Annotated in this window: 21 protein-coding genes; 7 read left to right on the forward strand and 14 right to left on the reverse strand. The window is 36.8% G+C overall.

Features of this window, described 5'->3' with window-relative positions; translation table 11 throughout:
- Nucleotides 1–52: 52 nt before the first annotated feature.
- The 3 genes from O0955_RS04405 to O0955_RS04415 form a co-directional block, all read right to left on the reverse strand.
- Nucleotides 53–712 carry a phosphatidylserine decarboxylase family protein gene (locus tag O0955_RS04405; RefSeq protein WP_269426307.1) on the reverse strand — a complete coding sequence of 220 codons (660 nt, stop codon included), beginning with the start codon at nucleotides 710–712 and terminating at the stop codon, nucleotides 53–55.
- 226 nt (nucleotides 713–938) lie between these two features.
- Complete coding sequence (gene hpt / locus O0955_RS04410; protein ID WP_269426308.1) at nucleotides 939–1,478, reverse strand: hypoxanthine phosphoribosyltransferase; 540 nt, start codon at nucleotides 1,476–1,478, stop codon at nucleotides 939–941.
- 46 nt (nucleotides 1,479–1,524) lie between these two features.
- Entirely contained in the window at nucleotides 1,525–3,678 is a 2,154-nt protein-coding gene (locus O0955_RS04415) for a biosynthetic peptidoglycan transglycosylase (protein WP_269426309.1), read from the reverse strand.
- Nucleotides 3,679–3,809: 131 nt separating this feature from the next.
- Between O0955_RS04415 and O0955_RS04420 the strand changes: the two genes are divergently transcribed.
- Genes O0955_RS04420 through O0955_RS04430 form a run of 3 tightly spaced genes read left to right on the forward strand, consistent with a single transcriptional unit; the run spans nucleotide 3,810 to nucleotide 5,857 of the window.
- Nucleotides 3,810–4,886 (forward strand): Mrp/NBP35 family ATP-binding protein, encoded by a 1,077-nt coding sequence (locus O0955_RS04420; RefSeq protein ID WP_269426310.1) that lies wholly within the window; start codon nucleotides 3,810–3,812, stop codon nucleotides 4,884–4,886.
- 34 nt (nucleotides 4,887–4,920) lie between these two features.
- Nucleotides 4,921–5,166 (forward strand): NifU family protein, encoded by a 246-nt coding sequence (locus tag O0955_RS04425; RefSeq protein ID WP_269426311.1) that lies wholly within the window; start codon nucleotides 4,921–4,923, stop codon nucleotides 5,164–5,166.
- Between the two features lie 52 nt (nucleotides 5,167–5,218).
- Nucleotides 5,219–5,857, forward strand: a complete 639-nt coding sequence (locus O0955_RS04430; RefSeq protein WP_269426312.1) for a peptidase associated/transthyretin-like domain-containing protein — start codon at nucleotides 5,219–5,221, stop codon at nucleotides 5,855–5,857.
- A 125-nt stretch (nucleotides 5,858–5,982) separates the two neighbouring features.
- Here the strand turns inward: O0955_RS04430 and def are convergent, their stop codons facing one another.
- A complete protein-coding gene (def, locus tag O0955_RS04435) occupies nucleotides 5,983–6,543 on the reverse strand; it encodes a peptide deformylase (RefSeq protein WP_269426313.1) in 561 nt (186 codons plus the stop codon).
- Nucleotides 6,544–6,689: 146 nt separating this feature from the next.
- Entirely contained in the window at nucleotides 6,690–7,922 is a 1,233-nt protein-coding gene (locus O0955_RS04440) for a M16 family metallopeptidase (RefSeq protein WP_269426314.1), read from the reverse strand.
- Nucleotides 7,923–8,267: 345 nt separating this feature from the next.
- Between O0955_RS04440 and proB the strand changes: the two genes are divergently transcribed.
- Together proB and O0955_RS04450 are read left to right on the forward strand one after the other, a co-directional pair.
- Complete coding sequence (gene proB / locus O0955_RS04445) at nucleotides 8,268–9,347, forward strand: glutamate 5-kinase (protein WP_269426315.1); 1,080 nt, start codon at nucleotides 8,268–8,270, stop codon at nucleotides 9,345–9,347.
- Between the two features lie 79 nt (nucleotides 9,348–9,426).
- The gene (locus tag O0955_RS04450) at nucleotides 9,427–10,674 is read left to right on the forward strand and encodes a glutamate-5-semialdehyde dehydrogenase (protein WP_269426316.1); all 1,248 of its coding nucleotides are present in this window, start codon (nucleotides 9,427–9,429) and stop codon (nucleotides 10,672–10,674) included.
- 40 nt (nucleotides 10,675–10,714) lie between these two features.
- On the opposite strand, the gene O0955_RS04455 is transcribed toward O0955_RS04450, so the two are convergent.
- Nucleotides 10,715–12,097: an MBL fold metallo-hydrolase gene (locus O0955_RS04455; protein WP_269426317.1), complete on the reverse strand. Its 1,383-nt coding sequence runs from the start codon at nucleotides 12,095–12,097 to the stop codon at nucleotides 10,715–10,717.
- A 135-nt stretch (nucleotides 12,098–12,232) separates the two neighbouring features.
- Here O0955_RS04455 and O0955_RS04460 point away from each other — a divergent pair, with 135 nt between their 5' ends.
- Entirely contained in the window at nucleotides 12,233–12,478 is a 246-nt protein-coding gene (locus O0955_RS04460; protein WP_269426318.1) for a hypothetical protein, read from the forward strand.
- Between the two features lie 10 nt (nucleotides 12,479–12,488).
- On the opposite strand, the gene O0955_RS04465 is transcribed toward O0955_RS04460, so the two are convergent.
- From O0955_RS04465 to ffh, 8 genes are all read right to left on the reverse strand, one after another.
- Complete coding sequence (locus tag O0955_RS04465) at nucleotides 12,489–13,226, reverse strand: hypothetical protein (RefSeq protein ID WP_269426319.1); 738 nt, start codon at nucleotides 13,224–13,226, stop codon at nucleotides 12,489–12,491.
- Nucleotides 13,216–13,878 (reverse strand): SanA/YdcF family protein, encoded by a 663-nt coding sequence (locus O0955_RS04470; RefSeq protein ID WP_269426320.1) that lies wholly within the window; start codon nucleotides 13,876–13,878, stop codon nucleotides 13,216–13,218. Before O0955_RS04470 ends, O0955_RS04465 begins: the two co-directional genes overlap by 11 nt.
- Nucleotides 13,879–13,999: 121 nt before the next feature.
- Complete coding sequence (locus O0955_RS04475; RefSeq protein WP_269426321.1) at nucleotides 14,000–15,316, reverse strand: outer membrane protein assembly factor BamB family protein; 1,317 nt, start codon at nucleotides 15,314–15,316, stop codon at nucleotides 14,000–14,002.
- A 71-nt stretch (nucleotides 15,317–15,387) separates the two neighbouring features.
- Nucleotides 15,388–15,861: a hypothetical protein gene (locus O0955_RS04480; protein ID WP_269426322.1), complete on the reverse strand. Its 474-nt coding sequence runs from the start codon at nucleotides 15,859–15,861 to the stop codon at nucleotides 15,388–15,390.
- 59 nt (nucleotides 15,862–15,920) lie between these two features.
- The gene (locus tag O0955_RS04485; protein ID WP_269426323.1) at nucleotides 15,921–16,988 is read right to left on the reverse strand and encodes a DUF6688 domain-containing protein; all 1,068 of its coding nucleotides are present in this window, start codon (nucleotides 16,986–16,988) and stop codon (nucleotides 15,921–15,923) included.
- A 245-nt stretch (nucleotides 16,989–17,233) separates the two neighbouring features.
- Nucleotides 17,234–18,772, reverse strand: coding sequence for a YifB family Mg chelatase-like AAA ATPase (locus tag O0955_RS04490; protein WP_269426324.1), 1,539 nt, complete (start codon nucleotides 18,770–18,772; stop codon nucleotides 17,234–17,236).
- 99 nt (nucleotides 18,773–18,871) lie between these two features.
- Nucleotides 18,872–19,696, reverse strand: a complete 825-nt coding sequence (locus tag O0955_RS04495) for a hypothetical protein (protein WP_269426325.1) — start codon at nucleotides 19,694–19,696, stop codon at nucleotides 18,872–18,874.
- 103 nt (nucleotides 19,697–19,799) lie between these two features.
- Nucleotides 19,800–21,137 (reverse strand): signal recognition particle protein, encoded by a 1,338-nt coding sequence (gene ffh / locus O0955_RS04500; RefSeq protein WP_269426326.1) that lies wholly within the window; start codon nucleotides 21,135–21,137, stop codon nucleotides 19,800–19,802.
- Between the two features lie 209 nt (nucleotides 21,138–21,346).
- On the opposite strand from ffh, the gene O0955_RS04505 reads away from it, so the two are divergent.
- Entirely contained in the window at nucleotides 21,347–23,767 is a 2,421-nt protein-coding gene (locus O0955_RS04505; RefSeq protein WP_269426327.1) for a DUF5916 domain-containing protein, read from the forward strand.
- Nucleotides 23,768–23,775: the final 8 nt, after the last annotated feature.

Genomic DNA, 23,775 nt, shown 5'->3' on the forward strand with positions numbered 1-23,775 from the left:
ATAAAAAAGGCGGTTTGAATATTCAAACCGCCTTTTTCTCAAACATATCTTTTTAGCTTAATTCTGCTAAAGTGGTTATTCCGCCTTTAACAACATCGTTAAGTGCAACGTTTACTTTAGTCCCTACGGGAAGGAATACATCTACTCTTGATCCGAATTTAATAAACCCGAATTGCTCTGTTTGAACAACCTGATCGCCTTCTTTAACATACCACACAATACGGCGGGCTAAAGCACCAGCAATTTGACGGAATAATATAGGTGTACCATTTTTATGCTCTACAACGGTAGTGGTTCGCTCATTCTCTGTTGAAGATTTAGGATTCCATGCCGCTAAATATTTTCCGGGGTGATACTTAAAAAATTTAACTACACCCGAAATAGGATTACGGTTAATGTGAACATTTACCGGTGACATGAAAATAGAAACCTGCAGACGTTTATCTTTAAAATATTCACCTTCTTCTGTTTCTTCTATTACAACAACCTTACCATCAGCCGGACAAATTACAAGATTTTCTCCTGACGAAAAATTTCTGCTTGGGTTTCGGAAAAACTGCAGAACAATTATGAAAAGCACTGCCGAAAAAATGTAAATAAACCAGCGAAGCCAGGTTACATCATAATATTTGTAATCAACAAATGCGTTAATGATAAAGATAAATAGTATGCTTAAAGCTATAGTAGTATAACCTTCTTTGTGTATAGTCATTGTGTTATTTGATTGTTGAGCAAAGGTGCGAAAAATAAATTAAACTGTATATTAAGCTTAAACATAAAGGCTTTGTTATTATCCTTTCGTCAAGCAAAAAACACTCAAGTCCTTGTTGTTAAACATTATGAAATTAATGCTAATTTGTATAGATGCTAAGGGTAAGCGCAAATTTTAACGATCAGCTTTTAGAGCGCTTTTGCAAGGTAAATTATATTTTTAATCTCTAAGAAGTCGCTCTATAAATATCGGTTAAATTTCTGCCCAAGCCATTGTAATCCAGTCCATAACCGACTACAAATTCATTTGGGATTTCAAAGCCGATATATTCAAGCTCTTCAATTTTGTGTTTTAATGAAGCTGGTTTTAGTAAAAGAGAACACACCTTTACAGAGGCAGGATTTTTTGCTTTAATGGTTTTTAAAATATGCGTCAGCGTAAGGCCGGTATCAACAATATCTTCTACAATTATTACATCCCGGCCTTCAATATCGTCAGGCAAGCCGATCAAATCTTTTACTGTTCCTGAACTTTCAGTTCCCTCATAAGAGGCAACACGCATAAAGGCAATTTCGCAGGCGCCATCAATTTCTTTGATTAAATCGGCCATAAATAAAAAGCTACCATTTAAAACACCAATAAATAAAGGACATTTGCCTTCATAATCAACATTCATTTGAATACCCAACAGCCTGATGCGTTTATTCAGATTATCATTTTCTAAAAAAATCTCGAATTCTTTATCCTCTACCTGAATTTTGTGCATGTTGTTTTAAAATGTTTAATCAATATTTAATTACAGAAATCGAAGCCTAACCCCCGTCTTCCTGTTCGCGTTCTTTTTTTCGTTGTTCTCTGCGCTCCTGTCTGAGTTGTTTTTTACTTTTTGTGGTATCAGCAGGACTTGTAATTTGCTTACTTGTTGTATCCTTTTTTGAACCACCACCAAATAAACGATCGAAAAGATTTTTATTCTGATCCTGCATAACAACAGGAGCCACATCTCCATCCTCATCAAAGGCATTGGTATCGATAGCTACTGTATCTGGTGTTAAATATTTGCGAAGCCCTTCTCTAAGTCTAACATTGTAGAAACCATAGCCAGATGTATCAGCGGGTGTTAAACCCCTTCTGGCCATAATGTTACCCATGTACCTGAAATAATTAAATAAATAGGGTTTTAATCCTCCGTCTCCGGCAAATTTATACATGGCTGCTTTTGGCTTTGGAACAATGTTGGCCAAAAATATACCTTCCCCAATGGTTAAATCCGCAGGTTGCTTTCCAAAATAATACCTTGATGCTTCGCCAATTCCATAAATATTCTGTCCAAGTTCCATAATGTTAAAATAAACCTCTAACATTCTTTGTTTGCTCACCAGGTGATTATGTTCAATAAGCCAAACAATCAAAATTTCTTCTGCTTTGCGGGCCAGTGTTTTTTGGCGGCTTAAATACACATTTTTGACCAGCTGCATGCTGATGGTACTTCCACCACGTTTAAATTTCTTCTCTTTGTAATTAACAGCGATTGATTTTCTGATCGATTCCTCTACGAAACCGTTATGTGTAAAAAAGGAAGGATCTTCTGCGGTTAATACAGCATTTTTAAAGTTTGAAGAGATGGAAGTTAAAGGGGTGAAATTTGAGTTTGACGGACCAATCGTTATGTCACGCATCGGTTTTCCGTACTCATACGGCGTGTATACAAAAGGACTGTTAATTTTTTGCAAATTTGTTTTGCCCCACTGTAATATCTTAAAGTCAACAGGTGTTAATGTCGAGCTAAAACGAACACTATCCGGTAGTTTGCTGTCGAGATAGAAATTCAGGTTGTATTTAATTTTACCTTTTACTTTTAAACCCTCCAAAGATTCGAATAAGCCTTGCGGAAAGGCATCAAAAACAGATTGAGCGTCCTGTTCTTCTGCATTTAATTTCAGCTCATAAATTTTATTCGGACTAAGTGTGTATTTAATAAAAGGATGGATAGAGGCATTTTTCAAAAAGGCAGTTGAAGAACTATCCAATGCAACATAATTCTTTCCTACTAAAACATCAGCATCCAGTTTTGCACTTTGTACGATAATGTCCTTACTGGCAATTCTGGGTTGATTAATCAACATGTTTTTAACCGACCAGGAACCTGAAATTTTAAAATCGTCACCACTATAACCCGCATCTTTTAACTCGGTTTGCAGCGTATCGAAACTTAATTTAGCATGCAGTTTGTTATTTAAATAAGGTAATTCAAGCTTTTTACCATCTGCATAGGCTGTAAAGCTTAATTTTCTTTTACCCGGTTTCACTAAGCCATCCACATGCCAGGTTGATTCGCCATTATTTACATTAATACTCGATTTTAAATCACCGCCATCAATGATCGCAGTAGTAGCAAAAGAAAGTTTTGCGGTATCATTATCATTAAATTTCAGAACCATGTTTTTCATATCCATATCGTCAGGAATTTTGTATAAAACCTGATTTAATATGTTACTGGCTATTTCTGATAAATCTGCCTTTCCCTTGGCTTCTGTGTTGTCTTTCTTTTTTCGTTTTAACAGAAAATCGATGTTGGTAATAGAATCTTTAAGCACAATGCTTACAAAACCATCTCTTAATTTTACTTCAGATAGTTTAACGTTACCAAATATAAGTGGGAATAACTTTACACCGATACTCAACTCTTCAATGTGCGACAGTGTATCCCTGTCTTTTGGAACCACTGAAATTTGAGTCATTTTTACGGTACTCAAACCCGCAAATCCGGCAGACCCGATTTTGATGTCCAGGCCATAATCTTTATCTGCTTTTGCAATGGCCTTAGCCATCATTTTTTTCAGTAAAGCCTCTCTTTTACTATAAGCAACCGCTCCTAAAGCCATGCAAACAATTAAAAAAACACCCAAAACCCAGGCACCGATTTTTAAATATTTTTTAGGAATGTTAATTTTTGGTATCCGCATATAGTCGTAAAAATGGTTAATTGCTTAAACGTAACAATTAAATGTTTATTTCGTGTTAAAATTACAGTTAAAAACCCTAAATAAAAGTATATATGGCTATGTTTTGTTAATTTTGAATTTAAATTAATACAATGCAAATTAGCCCACAGCAAGTTTTAGATGCACTTAAAAATGTTGAAGACCCCGATTTAAAAAAAGATCTGGTTACCTTGAACATGATTAAGGATTTACATATCGTTGATAACCAGATTAGTTTTACCCTTGAGTTAACCACACCGGCCTGCCCGATGAAGGATATGCTGAAAAATGCATGCACCAATGCCATTAAACATTTTGTTTTGGCTGATGCTGAAATTTCTATCAATGTTACTTCAAGGGTTACGCAGCCAACTAACTCATCTTCACTGGATAACATTAAGAATATTATATTGGTTTCTTCCGGCAAAGGTGGTGTAGGTAAATCTACTGTAGCCAGTAACTTAGCGGTTGTTTTGGCAAAAGATGGAGCCAAAGTTGGTTTAATTGATGCGGATATTTACGGTCCTTCTGTACCTACCATGTTTGATTTGGTTAATGCAAAACCAGGCGCAGTAGAAACCGAAGATGGTAAAACTAAAATTTTGCCAATCGAAAAATATGGCATCAAATTATTGTCTTTAGGTTTCTTTGCAGATCCGGATCAGCCGGTGCCGTGGCGTGGGCCAATGGCCTCTAATGCGGTTAAGCAATTATTTAATGATACAAACTGGGGAGAACTGGATTATTTAATCGTCGATCTTCCACCGGGAACGGGCGATATTCACATTACCATTACCCAAAGTTTTCCAATCTCGGGCGCTGTTGTGGTTACCACGCCTCAACAAGTAGCTTTGGCAGATACGAAAAAAGGACTTGCTATGTTTAAAATGCCGGGAATTAACATTCCGGTTTTAGGGGTAATAGAGAATATGTCTTACTTTACACCTGCAGAATTGCCGGATAATAAATATTACATCTTTGGAAATGGTGGCGGAAGAAAACTTGCTGAGTATTTTGATGTTCCTTTTTTAGGAGAAATACCGATTATACAAAGTATCGCAGAAGCGGGAGATAGTGGTAAGCCGGTCGCTTTAAATCAAAACCCTTTACTCGACACTGTATTTGGAGACATAGCAGGTAAAATAGCCCAGCAAATATCTATAAACAACGCACAACCGGCTAATTGCTAAAAAATTACTATTTTTATACTTTAAAAAACATATAATGAATTTAACAGAGCAGGTAGAACAGGCATTAGAAACCATAAGGCCATATTTAATCGCTGATGGTGGGGATGTTTCTGTTGAGGAAATTACATCGGATAATGTAGTAAAATTAAAGCTTTTGGGTAACTGCGGTTCTTGCAAAATGAGTTTTATGACTATGAAATCGGGCATTGAGCAGGCTATTATGAAAGCTGTTCCTCAAATTACTTCGGTTGTAGCCGTTAACATGGCTGAACAAGATTAGCTTTAACAATATTTAACAAGGAAGTTTTATTAATAAAATTACTTTTGTATTAATGAGATATTGTATTACCCTTCTTTTGCTTATTTTTTCGGTAACCGCTTTTGCTCAGCAAAAGCCAGCACAGGATAAACTTATCCAGTTTTCGGGTATTATTACAGATATTGACAGCACAAACGTAATTCCTTACGTAACGATAACCAACCTTTCTGCCAAAAGCAAGAGGGTAGCCGCAGATTACCGGGGTTATTTTACATTTATTGTAAATCCGGGTGATACCATTTTGTTTACTGCAATTGGCTATAAAAAATTTTCCACAGTAATTCCGTTAATCCAACCCGATAATAAGTATACCATCATGGTAAAACTTAAGGCAGAAGTAATTAATTTACCTTCGGTAAGGGTTTTTCCGTGGGCAACCACAGAAGAGTTTACGCGTGAGTTTTTAACGATGAAACTGGCAGACGATGACATGGCAATTGCCAAAAAGAACCTTTCAAAAGCATCTATAAATGGTTTAATTCAAACACTTCCACGGGATGGACAGGAAATTGGCAGCCAGAATTACCGCTACAATTTTGACAGGATGATTAATAAGAATATGGTTCAAACCACTCAACTGCTAAACCCGTTTGCCTGGGGTAAACTGATGCAACAAATCTTTGATGGGGATAAGAAAAGGAATGAAAATTAACTAAATCAGTATATTCTTTCGTTCAAACCGATTATTTCCAATTAACCGTTTATAAATTTAATTTCTTTAGGAAATTATGTTTCAGACATAAACAAAAAAGGAGCAATTTTACTGCCCCTTTTTAATTATCTCTTTTTGCTCTTATTCGGAAACTTCATTTTGTAATCTGTTTTGATGTTCCCTTTTGAAATGGCATCCAGCTTACTTTTTAACATCGTTTTACGTAAAACACTTACCTTATCTGTAAATAATTTACCTTCAATATGATCGTATTCATGTTGAATTACGCGTGCCGCAAGCCCATCCACATCTTCTGTATGCTCTACCCAGTTTTCGTCCAGGTATTGTACTTTAATGTTTGGTTTTCGTGATATATTTTCGCGGATATCGGGAATACTTAAGCAACCTTCGTTAAAAACCCATGGTTCACCTGTTTCTTCTAAAATTTGCGCATTAATAAATACTCTTTTATAACCAGGCTCACCATCATCATCTGCGCCTGTATCCACAATAAACAGTCTGATTGGCAAACCAACTTGTGGTGCAGCCAAACCAACGCCATTTGCATAATACATAGTATCAAACATATTAGCAATCAGTTCCTTTAATGCGGGATAATCTTTTTCTATATCAGTTCCTACTTTCTTCAACACCGGATCTCCGTAGGCAATAATTGGTAATTTCATTATGGTAATATTTTTTCAGATCAAAATCTGAATTGTTAATGGTATGTTTCAAAATACATTTGTCACCCTGCATGTGATTAAGAATCGGTCATCAGCCATGTTCCGTTTCGCTTTTTCTATGACAAATTTTTTTACAAAAATAAGAATTATTCCCCTATTGGACAGAATGTAAAGATATTCAATTTGTCTTTATCCAAAACTTCGGTGGTTATTTCTGCAATTTCTGCGGTGGTAACGGCATTGATTTTGGCAAATACAGTTTCTAAACTGTCAATTTTATCATGGTCAATCAGGCTTTTAGCCATTGCAATGATCAAACCAATTCTGTTCTCCTCGCCAAGCGCAATCTGACCGATAAATTTATTTTTAGCCTTTTGTAACTGTAAATTATTCAGTGGGTTATCTCTTAGTTTTTTAATTTCCTTAAAGATCAGGGCAAGTGCTTTTTCATATTTTTCACGATCGGTGCCAAAGTAAATGGTAAAAATCCCGGTATCACTAAGCGGAGAAAAACTGGATTCTATGGTATAAGCAATCCCATATTTTTCTCTGATCTGGAGGTTCAAAACAGAACTCATTCCGTTGCCGCCAAAATAATTATTTAAAAGCAGTAATCCGGCTTTATATGGATGGTGAGTAGAATAAGTTTGGGTGCCTAATAAGCAATGTGCCTGTGTAATGGGTTTATATATTGTTTTATTCTCTGGCTGATGCAATACCGGTTTTATACGCTCTTTTAGTGAAGCATTTTCCTGAACCTCAGCAAAATGCTTTGTGCCATTATTCACTACACTTTTAAAGCTGTAGTTGCCTAAAACAGCAATTACAATTTCATTGGTTTTGTAATTTTGTTTTCTGAAATTAATAATGTCTTCACGAGTAAAGTTTTCAACTGTTTCTGTTGTACCTAAAATATTATGACCAAGTGAATGCCCTGCAAAAAGCAAATCTTCAAAATCATCGTTTATGGCCTCTTCCGGTTGATCTATATAGGAAGAAATCTCATCTAAAATTACCCCTTTTTCTTTATCCATTTCTTCCTCAGGGAAAGTAGAATGAAAAATAATGTCATTAAAAAGATCTAAGGTACGATCCAGGTAAGGGTTTAAAAATGAAGCATGAACACAGGTATATTCTTTTGTGGTGTAGGCATTTAAATCAGCACCAACACTTTCCAACCGGTTTAAAATCTGATTGGTGCTGCGTTTTTCGGTACGTTTAAAAATTAAATGTTCTATAAAATGTGCAAGTCCTGCTTTATTTTCAGCCTCATCGCGTGAGCCTGTGTTTACAATAATGCAAGCATGAGATATCGTTGAAGCCGAGGGCACATGTAGTAAGCGGATGCCGTTAGGCAGCGTATGAACGTTGTATTCCATTGATTTGCAAAGATAAGCATTTGTACTCTACCTAAAAGGCGGTGCAAAGGCCCTATCCGTCAGCATACTGTTATAAATTCTATTTTCCTGGTAAGCATATTTATGTGGTTCCCGGGCATGTTTATTCCTTACAAGGGCGAAAAAGAATGCATAGGTTAATGCTTCTTCATGAGTTTCCCTTCCTCGTGCTACTGGCGTCGAAGCTCTTGTCCGCCCGTAATAACTTCATAAGAGCTTGATTTTATGGTTTCTGCAATTTAGAAAAAACCATGAATAAATAACATTAATGTTACACAATTAAAAAACAAATATTAAATTGCCCTTTTATTATCGTACCGGGCAAAAATGAAGTTAAGCTATAAGAAAATCGTTGTTAAAATTGGATCAAATGTTATTACGCAGGCAAATGGGCTGCCCGATGAAGCCCGGATAAAACACCTGGTTGACGAGCTTGCAGGCATTAAAAAACTTGGAATTGAAGTCATTTTAGTTTCTTCCGGTGCGGTAGCTTCGGGAAGAAGTTTAATTTCAATTTCCGAAAAACACGATGCCATAGCTTCAAGGCAGTTATTGGCTGCAATCGGGCAGGTAAAGCTGATTAATACTTATTCATCATTCTTTGATAAACATCAGATAAAATGTGCGCAGGTTTTGGTTACGAAAGAAGATTTTAGAGATCGTGCACATTACCTGAACATGAAAAACTGTATGCAAATTATGCTGCAGCACGATGTAATTCCAGTTGTAAACGAAAATGATGTCGTTTCGGTAACAGAACTTATGTTTACGGATAATGATGAACTTGCCGGCCTTATTGCATCCATGCTTAACGCTGATGCGCTGATTATTTTATCAAACGTAAATGGAATTTACAATGGTGATCCAAAAGCAGAAGGCTCAGCGGTAATTGAAGAAATTAAAGGCGATGTAACACACCTCAGCTCATTTATCAGCACAGGAAAATCGCAATTTGGACGGGGTGGAATGATTACCAAATCAACTATGGCGCAAAAAGTAGCTAAACTTGGCATTTCTGTTCACATTGCCAATGGTACTAAAGATCATATTTTAACTGATTTGTTAAATGGAACTGTGATTCATACCCGTTTTGTGCCTGAAAAAACAAAATCAGGTAAAAAGAAATGGATAGCACATTCTGAAAATGCAGCTACGGGCATTGTTCAGCTTAACGAAGGTGCAAAAACGGTTTTAACCTCAGGCAAAGCCACCAGTTTACTGCCAATCGGAATTATTGGAATACAATCCGACTTTTTGAAAGGTGATATTATTAAAATCGTTGATGAAGATAATAAACTGATTGGATTGGGTATTGCAGAATATGGGTCGGATAAGGCCAGAGAGCGAATAGGACAAAAGAAACAGAAAGCCCTGGTTCATTATGACTATTTTTACTCGGCAATTTAATAAGGCCGAGGGTTAAAAGGCAAAAGGTTTAAGGTAAACCCAGCCTTGATACTTGATCACATAATTACTTTATACTAAAATGACATACCTAAAATATTTTGAAGATGCCAGGAAAGCGAGCCGGGGCATGACAGGTTTATCTAAAGAAAAAGTAAATCAAGTACTTTTAGATTTAGCAGCGATGTTGGTGAGCAAAGCTGAAACTATTTTACAGGAGAATGAAAAAGATCTTGCAAAAATGTCTGTGGAAGATCCAAAATATGACCGGTTAAAACTTACAACACAACGAATTAAAGCAATTGCAGCAGACGTTGAAAATGTGGCCGGTCTGGTTAGCCCGCTGGACCAAATTCTTTCAGAAAAAATATTGGATAATGGGCTGGATTTAAAGAAAATCAGGGTGCCGCTTGGAGTGGTGGGCGTAATTTACGAAGCCCGTCCGAATGTTACCGCCGATGTATTTTCGCTGTGTTTTAAAACGGGGAATGTGGCCGTTTTAAAGGGCGGAAGTGATGCAGAATTTTCAAATCTTGCCATTACTAAAATTATCCATGCGGTGTTGGAAAAACATCGGATTAATAAGGATGTACTGGTGCTGTTACCCGCAGAAAGGGCTGCAACAGAAGCTTTGTTAGCTGCCACAGGTTTTGTTGATGTTTTAATCCCACGGGGAAGTCAATCATTAATTAACTATGTACGTGAGCATAGCAAAATTCCGGTAATAGAAACCGGAGCCGGCATTGTGCATACTTATTTTGATGAAACGGGCGATCTGGAAAATGGCAAAGCCATTATTTTAAATGCAAAAACCCGTAGGGTAAGCGTTTGTAATGCGCTGGATTGTGTTTTGCTACATAAAAAAAGACTAAATGATTTGCCTGCACTATTTGAGCCTTTGGCCAATGAAGGGGTAGAGCTATTTGCAGACAGAGATAGTTATCAGATTTTGAAAAATGTTTACCCTCAGGCGTTACTGAATGAAGCAACGGCAGAAAGCTTTGGCACAGAGTTTTTATCGCTTAAAATGGCGGTTAAAGTTGTTCAGGACTTAGATGAGGCGCTGGATCATATTGCTGAATACAGTTCAAAACATAGCGAAGCTATTATTGCTGAAGATGGGGAACGGATTACCCGGTTTTTAAATGAAGTTGATGCAGCTGCGGTTTATGCAAATGCTTCAACAGGGTTTACGGATGGAGCGCAATTTGGATTGGGCGCAGAAATAGGAATCAGTACCCAAAAACTACACGCACGCGGCCCAATGGGACTAGAGGAGTTGACCAGCTATAAATGGGTAGTGCGTGGTAATGGACAGATAAGAAAGTAATAAATTTCTTCCTGCTATGATGCTAAAACAAAAAAATAGGTTATAATTCAAAAACTGCCCCTCTTTCCGGAATAGAAACAGCAAATCCTTCATCCTGTAATGCAGCAGATAAACTTTGCAAGCTGCTGTCTTCGCCGTGTACCAGAAAAACTCTTTTGGGATGTCCGGTTTGTTTGACTGTTTTTACCAGATCGTTATGATCTCCGTGACCGCTTAATAAATCGGTTTGACGAATGGTTGCGTATACCATCATTTCGCGGTCTTTTATTTTCACAATAGGATCGCCACGCAATAATTTATTTCCTAAAGTTCCTTTAGCGCAATAGCCGATAAAAAGAATGGTACAATAATAGTTTTGTATGTTGTAATAAAGGTGATCCTGAATTCTGCCACCTTCTAACATGCCCGCTGAAGAAATAATAATGCAGGGGTCAAAATAGTTGGAAACATCTTTACTTTCCTTCATGGTATGAACATAAGCAAGATGCTCAAATTCAAATTCATCCCCCATAGTTTGATAAAAATCTTTTGCCTCCTGATTAACAAGGTTATGATGTTTGCGGTAAATCTCCGTTGCCTGAACCGCCATTGGGCTATCCACAAAAATTTGAACTGGAGGCAACAACTTTTTGGTAAAAATTTGATTCAGGGCAAAAACCAGCGATTGCGTACGGCCAATGCTAAAAGCTGGAATAATCAGCCTTCCAGGGCTTTTAATACAAGCCTCGGTAATCTCTTTTATTAAACGTTCTTCCAGGGTTTGATCTTTGGTATGAAAACGGCCACCGTAGGTCGATTCAGTTACCAGATAATCCACTTCGGGTAAAGCTTCAGGATTGGTTAGTACCGGGTAATTTTCTCTTCCGATATCGCCGGTAAAGGCAATCTTTTTCTCCTCCCCATGGTCGTTTATCGTGAGCACGGCTGCAGCAGCACCAAGCAGGTGCCCTACGGGAACAAAAGTTAAACTGATGTCGCCATTAATTCGAAAAGGTTTATTAAAAGCAATGGTTACAAACCTGTCGATGGTATCCATTACATGTTTTTGCAGGTATAAAGGTTTGGGTCCGCTAAAATTACCGCGTTTGGTTCTCGGTTTACGTTTTTCTTTGCTCAGAAAAATATTAACAGAATCAAACAGTAAAATAGCGGTTAAATCTGCCGTTGGTCCGGTACATAAAACCTGCCCGTTGAAACCCATTCTTACCAAAGTGGGTAAGTTGCCCGAATGATCAATATGGGCATGGGTTAAAATCACTAAATTTATACTTGCGGGATCAAACGGAAACTGCTGATTTTCTTCCTGATAGGTATCTTTCTCATAATCAAGGCCACAATCTATCAGTATTTTGTAATGCCCAACTTCCAGCAGGTGCATACTTCCTGTTACTTGTTGTGCTGCGCCCCAAAACGTTAACTTCATCTTTCTTTCTATAGGGTTATTCAGGTGTAAAGTAATATAATTGGATCAAATTTTAAGCAGATCGGGGTAAATTTTTTAATAGACTAAATTTTACGGCGTTAAAAAGTATAGTTTATCTTTGTAAGAAAAAAGACCATGCAAGAGCCATTTGATGTAGAAGTTGGACCCATTACTTATGCTGTATTTCCTGAAGGAAATGATACTTACACCATTTTTAAAAATGGAAAAGAATACATCCAGATTTTAAAGGATACTTCTTCTATCTGGTTAAAATTAGATTACAAAACGGAGCTTCCAATTTTTGAAGAAGATGAAGAGGTAAATGCAATTGGTGCCGCCATTGCCAGTTACACCCCGCAAGAGGAAGACGAGGAAGAATAGTGATCTAGGGTTAGCCCTGATCCATAAAGCGCTCAAAAACATCCTCTGTGATGTTTTGAAGGGTTATTAGCTTACGGCGTTTTAGTTGCTGCCACTTTGTTTTAGGGTTATCTTTTTTGCCAAACATGTTTCCTCCCGAAGTACTCCCTTGTTTGAATGTAGAGAAGTTACTACTGGTTGCATATTTTTCTCCGGATGCCCGGTGATAACTGTGGCTATCGGCACCGATTAATTCTAATTGATTATTCTGATACCGGAAAATATAATCGTTGTTGGTTACTTCCCAGGCTCCACAGGAATAAAAATACTGAAAAGATAATCTAAGCGATCCTTTTTCAATAGCCAATGCTTTGGTTTCACTTAATGGATCTTCCAGACAGCGACTTTCCTCAGAATTTTCTGTTGGAATAAATTTGGTGTTTTCGGCAACGAGCTGATAACCGTCCTTATTTTTGAATAAGACCAATAATTTTCTGGGATTGATATTCAAAACATTTGCACCCATTTCATCATTTTTAAGGAAATTTTTCGGATTGGTATTTTCAATAATTATAGCCTCATCCTGCAAAAGATCTTTATTCAAATCTCCGCTTACACTGTAAATTATTTTCCAGCTATCGGGAACAAAAGCCTTTACAGTAGCGGCTGATTTTTTTATAACCGGATTATCGTTTTGCGCATATAAATGGTATGAAATTAAAGTGATTATACAAACGAAAATATATTTAGTGTAATTTCTATTGCTCATCTTTAGTATAATTTGAAGGCCCGTTAATGTCGATAATTGCGCCCATAAAATGAGGGTTTCTATTTCTAGCAACATCTAATGCAGATTTTGCAATGGCAAAATATTCCCTGAAACGAACATAGTTGTATCCCCCGTAAATGCCACGGTTTGCAACAAAACCATAAGATTTTATACCCAGCTGATCTCCGATGTAAACGGCCCGGTTTAAATGATATTTTTGAGATACTAAAATGGCAGTATCTACCTTAAACAAGTTCTTAGCCCTGTACATGGTAGAGTAGCTGTCAAAACCAGCATAGTCAACATAAATTTTTGTAGTATCAACCCCATGTTCATAACAGTAAGTTTTCATTACAGTTAGTTCATCGTGTTCATCATTGCCGTTATCTCCCGAAAGCAGAAGTTTTTGAACTTTATTTTCTTTGTACAATTTAATGCCTGCATCTAAGCGGTCCTGTAAATATTTTCCTGGTTTATTGTTGTTAATCCCAGCCCCGAAAATTATAGCCACATTACTTTTTGGCAGCTCTTTTTCATTGCTATAAATCGAAGGATTTGTTTTAGATTTTACATAGTAATTAACAGTTACAACAAAAACTATTCCGGCTATTGCAACAAGGATTAATGGTTTAATCAGTTTTTTTATTTTCACAGGTTTGGTCAAATTTCTCTATTAATATTATTCGTTTTCACTTTTATCCAGGCTAAATGTAGCCTTAAAACTCACTTTTTACAAATTTTCTCCCTGTTGGGTTTCTATATAATACTGTCAATTATTTCTTCCTTAAGTATTTTATTTGAAAATAATTATGATGCCCGTTAACAAAAGCTTGTTTTATCAGCACCACAAACTTTTTGGTTTTGAGTTCATATTTAACAATGCCCTGTTCGGTGGCATAAATTAAATCATCATTTTTATCTATTTCGATATTAGAAATTGGCGCATATTTTTTTTCGGTTTTTAAGGTTGTTGTTACATCACCATCTGTGTTTAGTAAAAAAATCAGTTCTCCATTGGTTGCAGTAATTTTATTGCCAACCAGCCTCCATTTTTCAATTCCTTTTAGTTCTGTTTTCCACTTCAATTTTCCGCTATTTTTATCAATGGCTATTATCGCAGGCTGTACTTTATCGGTTTGATTTACACAGGCTAATATGTAATCATCATACAAGTAAGTATTACCGTCTTCCTGTATGGAGCTGATGTTGGGGTTCTCAAATTTCCATTCGAATAGTTTAGGGTTTTTTGCAAAGGTATTATTAGGGTCCGTAATATCCGAAACGGGTAAATTATTGTTTTTGTCGAAGTGCAAAGCATAAAATCTACCTTTTTCATCGCCTACAAAAAGATACTTTCCATCGCTGAGCATTTGGGCATAAATAGGATTGGTAAATTGGCTCGGCTCGGCATTTGGTAATTCATCAGCACCATCAAAAATGCCATAACTGGTATTTGTACCTTCATTTTTGCTATACATGTTTAAAAAAACGGCCGAATTAACAAAGATATAATCGTTAAGTAAAACCGGCCTAAATAGGTTAAATACCGTTGGTAGATTCTCTACCCAATTTTTTTCACCTGTTTTTTTATTGAAGTTGTACAGCGCAGGGTGGTTTTGGCTTTCTGGTTGATTGGTAGAGGTGATATAAACATTGTTTTCAGCAATTAAAGGCTGAGTCATAAACAATGGTTTTAGCGAATTTACAAATGTCGTGTCAAGTGTCCCATCTTGTGTTGCTATGGCCTCTTCCGCCCCATCGCCACCGCCCAAAATATGCTCTTGCCACAAAATTTTACCAGTGTTAATGTTGAAAGCAATCAATTCTCCACTTTCGAAAGGTTGAACCAGAAGATCATCGCTTAACGAAAACAAATTTCGGTTACCATCTAAATTGTATTTAGATTGATATTGCCATTGAATTTTATTCTGCTCAAGGTTGATATTCATCACTCTCCCATAGGTAGAAACGATTAGCGTTTCATGGTCTGCTGCAATTTTCTCGCTGCTATTGTTGCTGCAGTTAGTTAGTAATAAGATGCTTACAAGTATTACTAATGCTAATTTTAGATTTAAACTTTTCTTTAGCATACTATTATTTTCATTTTTTAATTAAAACCAAATCTTCTGATGTAACTGGTTACCATTTGTTATGTAGAAATCTAAAAACGTGAAGTTGTGTTATTCACAATAGTTTTTTCTAAAAAAACGGTATCCCGATTTAAAAAAGCTTCTAAGCAGCCTATAACGAACAATTTGTCACATTCTTCCATCTCTAGTTCGCTTAAAACAGTTTTTGTTTTAGGGGCACCCAAACCTAAAAAGCCTCTGCTTGTTTTTTCGACAGGTCTTATGTATCGAATGTAAAATTGTGGGCCATGAGCCATCAAAACTTCACCATAAGTGTACAAACCACTAATATTAAGGCTATGCTTAAAATTCAGATTATCGGTAAATTCGATATCGAAAAAATAGTAATCGTGTATAACGTCATCGTGTTTTTCGTAACTATCAATATCTAACTGCTCCCAATTTATGGCTAAAAATGATTTAATGGTTTGCTCTTCATTTATGTAGTTAATTACCCTTATATTTTCTTCAAAAGGGTTTTGGAATTTTATGGTAATGTTGTTCATTGATTTAATTTTTTTTATTCTTTATAGAGAACCAAACCATTTTGACACACAAATATTATTTAAATCGAATATTGTTTGTTTATTTTCTCTTCGGGCTTACTGCAGCAACAGTACAAAACCAACAGAAAAAAATATTCAAGCGGTTTCATTAATCGATAAACCAGATTTGAACTTTCGGGAGTGGTAATTTTCTTCGAAAGCGGGTAACCATATTTATCATAACTATTTCTAATCATTTTATGTAAATGGGGGGCAGTTTCCTGTATCAATTCTTCAAAAGCATTGGCAATTAACAACTGTCGGTTAACTACTATTTCATGTCCATGTCTTTTGCCCAGCCGCAAAGGTTTTACTACTTTAGGATTTCCACAAACTGCTACGGTGCACAAATAATGGCCTTTATGATCTAAAAAAGGAGGATGTGTTTTTTGTGAAAACTGCCACGTAGTGGTTTCGGTAAAGACTTTGGTAATCGAGTTATAATCCTGACCAAATAATATGAGAATGCTCACCACCAATATAAAAACAGGAACCAGCAAAGCCAATACCCAAACGGGTTGCAAAGATGTTTTTGCCATTTGAGCGTTCAAATAATTGAGGAACTTATTTTTATACATTCTGGCGGACGAAATTTCGACCTCATTACGGACTATTTTAAATCCAAGAACAATAGAAATTAAGATATAGCTTGCCGGTAAAGGGACTAAGAAAATCGAGATATCATTCGCTTCTGTATTTGATGATACTTGTAAAAGTACTGCAAAACTGATAGCCGTGCCTATTGTTAAAAAAACAAGTGACAATACCAGCAACACCGGCGGCAGTTTATTTCCTTTTAGCCAAAGCGCAAAAATTGCCCAAATGGACAAGCCAAAGAATACCAGGAGCGTAAGTATATGTTGAGATGCAAACGGGGAATAACCACCATCAACAATATCTATTGGGGTGTAATAATCCGCACTGTTTAAGGCCCAAATGAAGGAAAATAACAGTAAGGAGAGCACAAATAAGGTAATAAATATAAACTCTGCAATTCTGGTTGGTGTACTAACACTTTGACGGATATTTTTAAAAATGAAAAAAACCAAAATTGGAATTAACAACAAGAGAAAAATAATGCTAGTCATATCTTTATTTACATGAGGTATTAAACCAATGCCTTTCAAATTTAAAGTAATTGAATATTTTCTTATATATCCGATCGTTTCATTATTCGTTAGTATTTTGAGGTTATTTGCCGGGATCTAACTATTATTCGCTAGAGAGCAGATATTGAAAAAGATCAACTTGAAAAGTAATGTGTCAATTGCCATTAAAGGAAAATCATTACATTTCACAGTTTCTTCTATCTATATAGTTTAAACCTTTCTATTTATCTGGCCCAACCATCTCTATCCAAACTTCTGTAATTGATAGATTCTGCCAGGTGTTCCAGTTCTACATGTTCACTGCCTGCCAAATCAGCAATGGTACGGGCAACTTTTAAAATTCTATCGTAAGCCCGTGCAGATAAACCGAGTTTTTCCATAGCGGTTTTTAAAAGTGTTTGTCCGGCATCACTGATTTTGCAAACTTTACGAACCATTTTCGGGCTCATTTGGGCATTGTAATGCAAGTTTTCATGGTTTTCAAACCGAAGATCCTGAATTTCTCTGGCTTTAATTACACGGGCTCTAATGGATTCACTTTTTTCTGTTTCACGGGTTGAAGCCAACTCGCTAAAATTAACAGGGGTCACTTCTACATGCAAATCAATCCGATCCAATAACGGTCCTGATATTTTACTCAAATATTTCTGCACAACCCCTGGAGCACATACACATTCTTTTTCGGGGTGATTGTAGAAGCCACAGGGGCATGGATTCATAGAAGCAACGAGCATAAAGCTAGCCGGGTATTCTACAGAAAATCGGGCTCTGGAAATGGCAACTTTCCGGTCTTCCAGAGGTTGGCGCATCACCTCTAAAACAGTTCTTTTAAATTCAGGGAGTTCATCTAAAAATAGGACACCGTTGTGCGCCAAAGATATTTCTCCTGGTTGTGGATTTATGCCCCCGCCTACTAATGCTACATCAGAAATGGTATGGTGAGGAGAGCGATAAGGGCGGATTGTCATTAAAGCATCGGCTGCTGACAATTTTCCTGCAACAGAATGAATTTTAGTGGTTTCCAGGGCTTCATATAAATTTAAAGGTGGTAAAATAGTTGGTAAACGCTTTGCCAGCATTGTTTTTCCTGCTCCGGGAGGGCCAATTAAAATAACATTATGCCCTCCGGCAGCAGCAATTTCTAAAGCCCGTTTAATGTTTTCCTGCCCCTTAACATCAGCAAAGTCGTGTTCATAGTTTCCAATGTTTTTTAAAAACTCTTCTCTGGTATTAACTTTGGTTGGCTTTAGGGGGCTATTTTTTTTGAAAAAAGCAATAACCTCCGCTAAAGTTTCTACACCATAAGCTTCAATGCCATCTACAATAGCAGCTTCGCGAACATTTTGTTTGGGCAAAATAAAACCTTTAAAATGCTCGTTTCTGGCTTGTATGGCAATTGGCAAAGCACCTTTAATGGGCTGGATATTTCCATCTAAGGAGAGCTCTCCCATGATAAAGTAACTTTCAAGATCATCGGCAGGAATTTGTCCTGATGCAGCTAAAATTCCAATCGCAATGGATAAATCGTAGGCTGAGCCTTCCTTTCTAATGTCGGCCGGGGCCAGATTGACTACAATTTTTTGTCGGGGCATACGATAGCCCGAAGTTTGTATAGCACTTTCTACCCTTTGCAGGCTTTCTCTCACCGCATTATCCGGTAAGCCAACCATATAATATTTATTGCCGGCACTGATACTTACTTCAACTGTGATGGTTAAAGCGTCTACACCGAAAACGGCACTTCCATAGGTTTTTACAAGCATTAGTTCGTTGTTTACGATAAATGGGATGTAAATAAATGGAGATCAGCTTTGTCTGATTTTTACTAATATAACAATATTAATAGACAAATGATGCTTAAATTAGTAGCCTGTTACCAATAAATTTTTTGAAGCCTTTAAACTGCATTTCTGATATTTTGAATAGGCCATAGCTGCCCTTAACCTGATTTGCTCATTTTTTTCTCCGTTAATATAACCTTTTACGGCATCGTGCAGGGTATAGGCTTCCGGGCACATAAGGCCTGTTGTCCAAACTAAAGGGTTAGCTTTAGTAGCGGTTAAATGATTAGAAAAATATTTTTTGCTTATGCAGGCGAGCATAATTGCATCTCTTTTTTGTCCGTCAACATTAGCAAAAGATTCATTTAGCTGAAAATCCATTAAACCATCGTGACCGATGTAGGCAATTAATTGTGCGTTACCGTTTATACCTATTATTTTTTTATTGATGTGCAGGGTATCTTTTAGCTTTCCGGAGGTGCTGTTAAAAAAATCAAGGGTGGTTTGTTTAATATATTTACCATCATAAGCATCGGCAACCAGGTAGTAATTCTTGCTCACATGTTTAAATATTGCACGCTCCAGCTTTATTGAGTTTAACTTTTGGCTTTTAACAAGCGTCCATTCTTTTGATTTTTTAAAATAAGTATAAATTCCATTACTGCAGCCCCAGTATAAATTATTTTTAGGATCCTGACCATTGCCAATTGCGGCAGGAACGGGTACAATTCCCTGATATTTGTTATCACAGAGTGCAACCAGCACATGGACTACTTTATATTCTGTATTAAGTTTTACCGGGCTTTTATTTGTTGCCTGACCACTGTTGTTTTGGCAGTTGGCATTTAGCGAGATAGAAATTAATACAATAAGATATAAAAATATCTTCTCGTAACTTTTTTGCATATGGCGTATATCTGATTATCCAAACTTAATATTATAATTCAGATATACAAAACGCCCAATAAGTAATTATTGGGCGTTCCTATAAACAAAAAATAAATTTCTATTATCTTCCGAAAGGCATTTTAGGCATACCTTTCATCATTTTAGCTGCTGCTGCAGGATTTGAAAATTGTTTCATCATCTTACGCATATCTTCAAACTGTTTAATTAGCTTGGTTACTTCTTCTACTTTATTTCCGCTGCCTTTTGCAATGCGCAAACGACGGCTTTGCTGAATGCTATCCGGATTTTCCTTTTCAAATGGAGTCATCGATTGAATGATCGATTCGATTGATTTAAATGCGTCATCTTCAATGTCTACATTTTTCATCATTTTACCCACACCCGGTATCATACCCATCAAATCTTTCATATTACCCATTTTCTTAATTTGTTGAATCTGGTTATAGAAATCGTTGAAATCGAATTTATTTTTACGGATTTTCTTCTGTAATTCTGCCGCTTCTTTCTCGTCAAACTGCATTTGTGCACGCTCAACAAGTGAAACCACGTCACCCATACCTAAAATACGCGAGGCCATCCTGTCTGGATAGAAAACATCCAGCGCTTCCATTTTCTCGCCGGTACCAATAAATTTAATTGGTTTGTTAACTACAGATTTAATTGAAAGGGCCGCACCACCACGGGTATCACCGTCTAGTTTAGTTAAAACAACACCTGTAAAGTCTAGTCTGTCGTTAAATATTTTGGCCGTATTAACTGCATCCTGACCGGTCATGGAATCCACCACGAATAAAATCTCGTGAGGCTGAGTTTTGGCTTTAACTTCTGATATTTCGTTCATTAACGACTCATCAATCGCTAAACGACCGGCTGTATCGATAATGATTACGTTATTTCCGTTTTGTTTACCATGTGCAATACCTTCCAAAGCAATAGCTACAGGATCCTTAGAATTGCGGTTTGCATAAACAGATACGCCTACAGATGTACCTAAAACCTCTAACTGATCAACAGCCGCAGGACGATACATATCACCAGCAACCAATAAAGGTTTTTTGCCTTTTCCTTTTAGATGTAAAGCCAATTTACCTGCAAATGTGGTTTTACCTGCACCGTTTAAACCTGCAATTAAAATGATGGTAGGATTGGCTTTTGTTTCCAGCTCAGTAACTTCACCGCCCATTAAGGCAGCAAGTTCATCATTCATGATTTTGGTAAGCAACTGACCCGGAGAAACCGAAGTTAATACGTTTTGGCCTAAAGCCTTTTGTCTAACCTCATCGGTAAAGGTTTTAGCGGTTTTATAGTTAACATCGGCATCTAATAATGCTTTGCGAATCTCTTTCATGGTTTCTGCCACGTTGATTTCCGTAATACTGCCTTGTCCTTTTAATACTTTAAATGCTCTGTCTAGCTTGTCCTGTAAATTATCAAACATCTTATATTTTATGCTGAAAGCTTTGTGCCGGCTACCCAAAACAGGCGCAGCAAAAAGCAGTGTTGTCAAATAAAAAGCAAATGTATCAATTTTTGACGGTAATTTTTATTAACTCAAATTCAAAACTTTATCCCTTTTTGGATATAAATTTTGCCGCCGGTGCAACATAATGAATAGGATACAGTCTTATGATTAACTAAACCAAGCAAATGAAACTTCGCATCATCCTTTTTTTAACATTTATATATTCAGTAAGTTTTGCGCAAACTGCGGTAAAACCTAAAGAACTTCAAGCCATAAGAACTGGTCAGGCACCGAAAATAGATGGTGTATTGGATGATGTCTGCTGGGGCGATGTACCTATTGCTACAGGTTTTGTAGAAAACAGACCGGTTCCGGGAAGAGTAGAAAGTAACGAAAAACGTACTGAGGTTAAGGTTTTGTATGATGATGGGGCTGTGTACCTCTACGCCCGTATGTTTGATAAGCCGGATAGCGTTGTACATGAGTTGGTAACACGGGATAATATCGGGAATGCCGATTTTATCGGGGTTGTTTTTGATACGTTTTTAGACCGCAGAAATGGCAATGGCTTTTTTGTTACCGCTGCGGGTGTGCAGTTTGATGCAAAATACTCACCGGATACGGATGAAGATCCAAATTGGAATGCCGTTTGGGAAAGTGCAGTTAAAATAGATGATAAAGGCTGGACTTGTGAAATGAAAATTCCTTATTCTGCCCTGCGCTTTTCGAGTAAAGATGTACAAAGCTGGGGTATAAATTTTATCAGAAAAAGACAGGTAGCCAACCAGCAAACCTTCTGGAATTTTGTCGATCCAAAGGTGAGTGGTTTTATAAATCAAAGTGGTACTTTAACAGGCTTAAAAGAAATTAAAGCGCCTTTACGTTTATCTTTTTCTCCCTATGTTTCGGCTTATATCAATCATTATCCAGCCAATTTACCAGGTGTGAAAAATACAACAGCCCGTTTTAACGGCGGTATGGATGTTAAATATGGCATTAGCAACAGTTTTACGCTAGACATGACGTTAGTGCCCGATTTTGGGCAGGTGCAATCTGATAATAGAATCTTAAACCTAACCCCTTTTGAGGTAAAGTTTAATGAAAACCGTCAGTTTTTTACCGAAGGAACGGAATTGTTTAATAAAGGGGATTTGTTTTACTCCAAGCGGATCGGTTCTATTCCGTCTTATTACGATTATAGCGGTATAAATGCCAACGATAAAATCATAAAAGACCAAAGCGAAGCAAAAGTTTTAAATGCAACCAAAGTTTCGGGCAGAACATCAAAGGGCTTGGGGATTGGTATTTTTAACGCGATAACCAATGCTATGCATACGGAGGTGGAAGATGAAAACGGAAATATAAGACAGGTTGAAACTCAACCTTTAACCAATTACAATATTTTAGTTTTCGATCAGTCTTTAAAAAATAACAGCTCGGCAACTTTTATTAATACCAATGTTTTAAGACAAGGCAGTGCTTACGATGCCAATGTAAGTGCCTTAATGTTTAACCTGAATAATAAGAAGAACGAATACTTTGTGAGTGGAAATGCTAAAATGAGCTACTTAAAAGGTGCTGAAAGTAATACCGGGTATAGTTATGAGTTTAAAGGAGGTAAGCAGAGCGGAAATTTTACCTGGAATTATTTACAGCGATATGCCGATCATAAATTCGATCCATCCGACATGGGTTTTTTTACCAATAATAACTTTCTGGATCAGGGTGTAACGGTTCATTACGATGTTTACAAACCACATTCATGGTATAATAAGTGGTTTAACTATATGAATGTAACGTATTCAAGAAGAGTTAATCCGGGCGATTACCAAAGTTTTAGTGTTGAAGGCGGACCTTATATCGAGTTTAAAAACTTTTGGTCTGCAGAAATCAATTTAAGTTACGCCGCATCCGGAAATGATTTTTACGAAGCCAGAAACGGCCAGTTGTATAAAACACCGGAACGGTTTAGTGTGGCCTTATTTATAAATCCAAACCGGGCTAAAGCTTACAATTTTGGTGGAAATGTACGATACCGTGAACAGGAACTCTTTAAAGGAAAAGAGTATAATTTTTACTTCTTTCAGAATCTGAGGCTGAGCGATAAAATTGCATTGGGACTGGATTTAGACTTTAACCCGAACTACAACTATGTAAACTGGGTAAAATCAATTGGTAATCAAGCCATCTTTTCAAAATATGACAGACAGACTGTAGAAAATTCTTTTGATGCGAAATATACTTTTACCAATAAAATGGGCTTAACGGTTGTATTGAGGCATTACTGGAGCGACAGGAGAAATAAAACCTTTTATTTGCTTAAACCCGATGGAAACTTAGCCGACTATGAGGGGGCACTATTAACCGGAACAGACCGTAATTATAATGTTTTTAATATCGACCTGATTTATACCTGGCAGTTTGCGCCCGGCAGCGAACTCTCTCTATCGTATAAGGATGCGGCTGAGACAAACGATCCTTATTATACTAAACGATATACTAAAAACCTGGATGGAATTTTATCTGCACCACAAAATAATAGCATATCAGTAAAGGTTTTATATTACATCGACTACTTAAATCTGAAGAAGAAAAAGAAGGTATAATTTAACCG

The sequence above is a fragment of the Pedobacter punctiformis genome, from assembly GCF_027213715.1.
GTDB lineage: Bacteria > Bacteroidota > Bacteroidia > Sphingobacteriales > Sphingobacteriaceae > Pedobacter > Pedobacter punctiformis.

Coding starts and splice junctions, on each gene's coding strand:
- O0955_RS04505 (WP_269426327.1), top strand. CDS start 21,347: ATGAAACTTCGCATCATCCTTTTTTTAACATTTATATATTCAGTAAGT.
- O0955_RS04495 (WP_269426325.1), bottom strand. CDS start 19,696: ATGCAAAAAAGTTACGAGAAGATATTTTTATATCTTATTGTATTAATT.
- O0955_RS04405 (WP_269426307.1), bottom strand. CDS start 712: ATGACTATACACAAAGAAGGTTATACTACTATAGCTTTAAGCATACTA.
- O0955_RS04465 (WP_269426319.1), bottom strand. CDS start 13,226: ATGAGCAATAGAAATTACACTAAATATATTTTCGTTTGTATAATCACT.
- O0955_RS04440 (WP_269426314.1), bottom strand. CDS start 7,922: ATGGAATACAACGTTCATACGCTGCCTAACGGCATCCGCTTACTACAT.
- hpt (WP_269426308.1), bottom strand. CDS start 1,478: ATGCACAAAATTCAGGTAGAGGATAAAGAATTCGAGATTTTTTTAGAA.
- O0955_RS04480 (WP_269426322.1), bottom strand. CDS start 15,861: ATGAACAACATTACCATAAAATTCCAAAACCCTTTTGAAGAAAATATA.
- def (WP_269426313.1), bottom strand. CDS start 6,543: ATGAAATTACCAATTATTGCCTACGGAGATCCGGTGTTGAAGAAAGTA.
- O0955_RS04460 (WP_269426318.1), top strand. CDS start 12,233: ATGCAAGAGCCATTTGATGTAGAAGTTGGACCCATTACTTATGCTGTA.
- ffh (WP_269426326.1), bottom strand. CDS start 21,137: ATGTTTGATAATTTACAGGACAAGCTAGACAGAGCATTTAAAGTATTA.
- O0955_RS04430 (WP_269426312.1), top strand. CDS start 5,219: ATGAGATATTGTATTACCCTTCTTTTGCTTATTTTTTCGGTAACCGCT.
- O0955_RS04420 (WP_269426310.1), top strand. CDS start 3,810: ATGCAAATTAGCCCACAGCAAGTTTTAGATGCACTTAAAAATGTTGAA.
- O0955_RS04490 (WP_269426324.1), bottom strand. CDS start 18,772: ATGCTTGTAAAAACCTATGGAAGTGCCGTTTTCGGTGTAGACGCTTTA.
- O0955_RS04475 (WP_269426321.1), bottom strand. CDS start 15,316: ATGCTAAAGAAAAGTTTAAATCTAAAATTAGCATTAGTAATACTTGTA.
- O0955_RS04485 (WP_269426323.1), bottom strand. CDS start 16,988: ATGACTAGCATTATTTTTCTCTTGTTGTTAATTCCAATTTTGGTTTTT.
- O0955_RS04425 (WP_269426311.1), top strand. CDS start 4,921: ATGAATTTAACAGAGCAGGTAGAACAGGCATTAGAAACCATAAGGCCA.
- proB (WP_269426315.1), top strand. CDS start 8,268: ATGAAGTTAAGCTATAAGAAAATCGTTGTTAAAATTGGATCAAATGTT.
- O0955_RS04415 (WP_269426309.1), bottom strand. CDS start 3,678: ATGCGGATACCAAAAATTAACATTCCTAAAAAATATTTAAAAATCGGT.
- O0955_RS04455 (WP_269426317.1), bottom strand. CDS start 12,097: ATGAAGTTAACGTTTTGGGGCGCAGCACAACAAGTAACAGGAAGTATG.
- O0955_RS04450 (WP_269426316.1), top strand. CDS start 9,427: ATGACATACCTAAAATATTTTGAAGATGCCAGGAAAGCGAGCCGGGGC.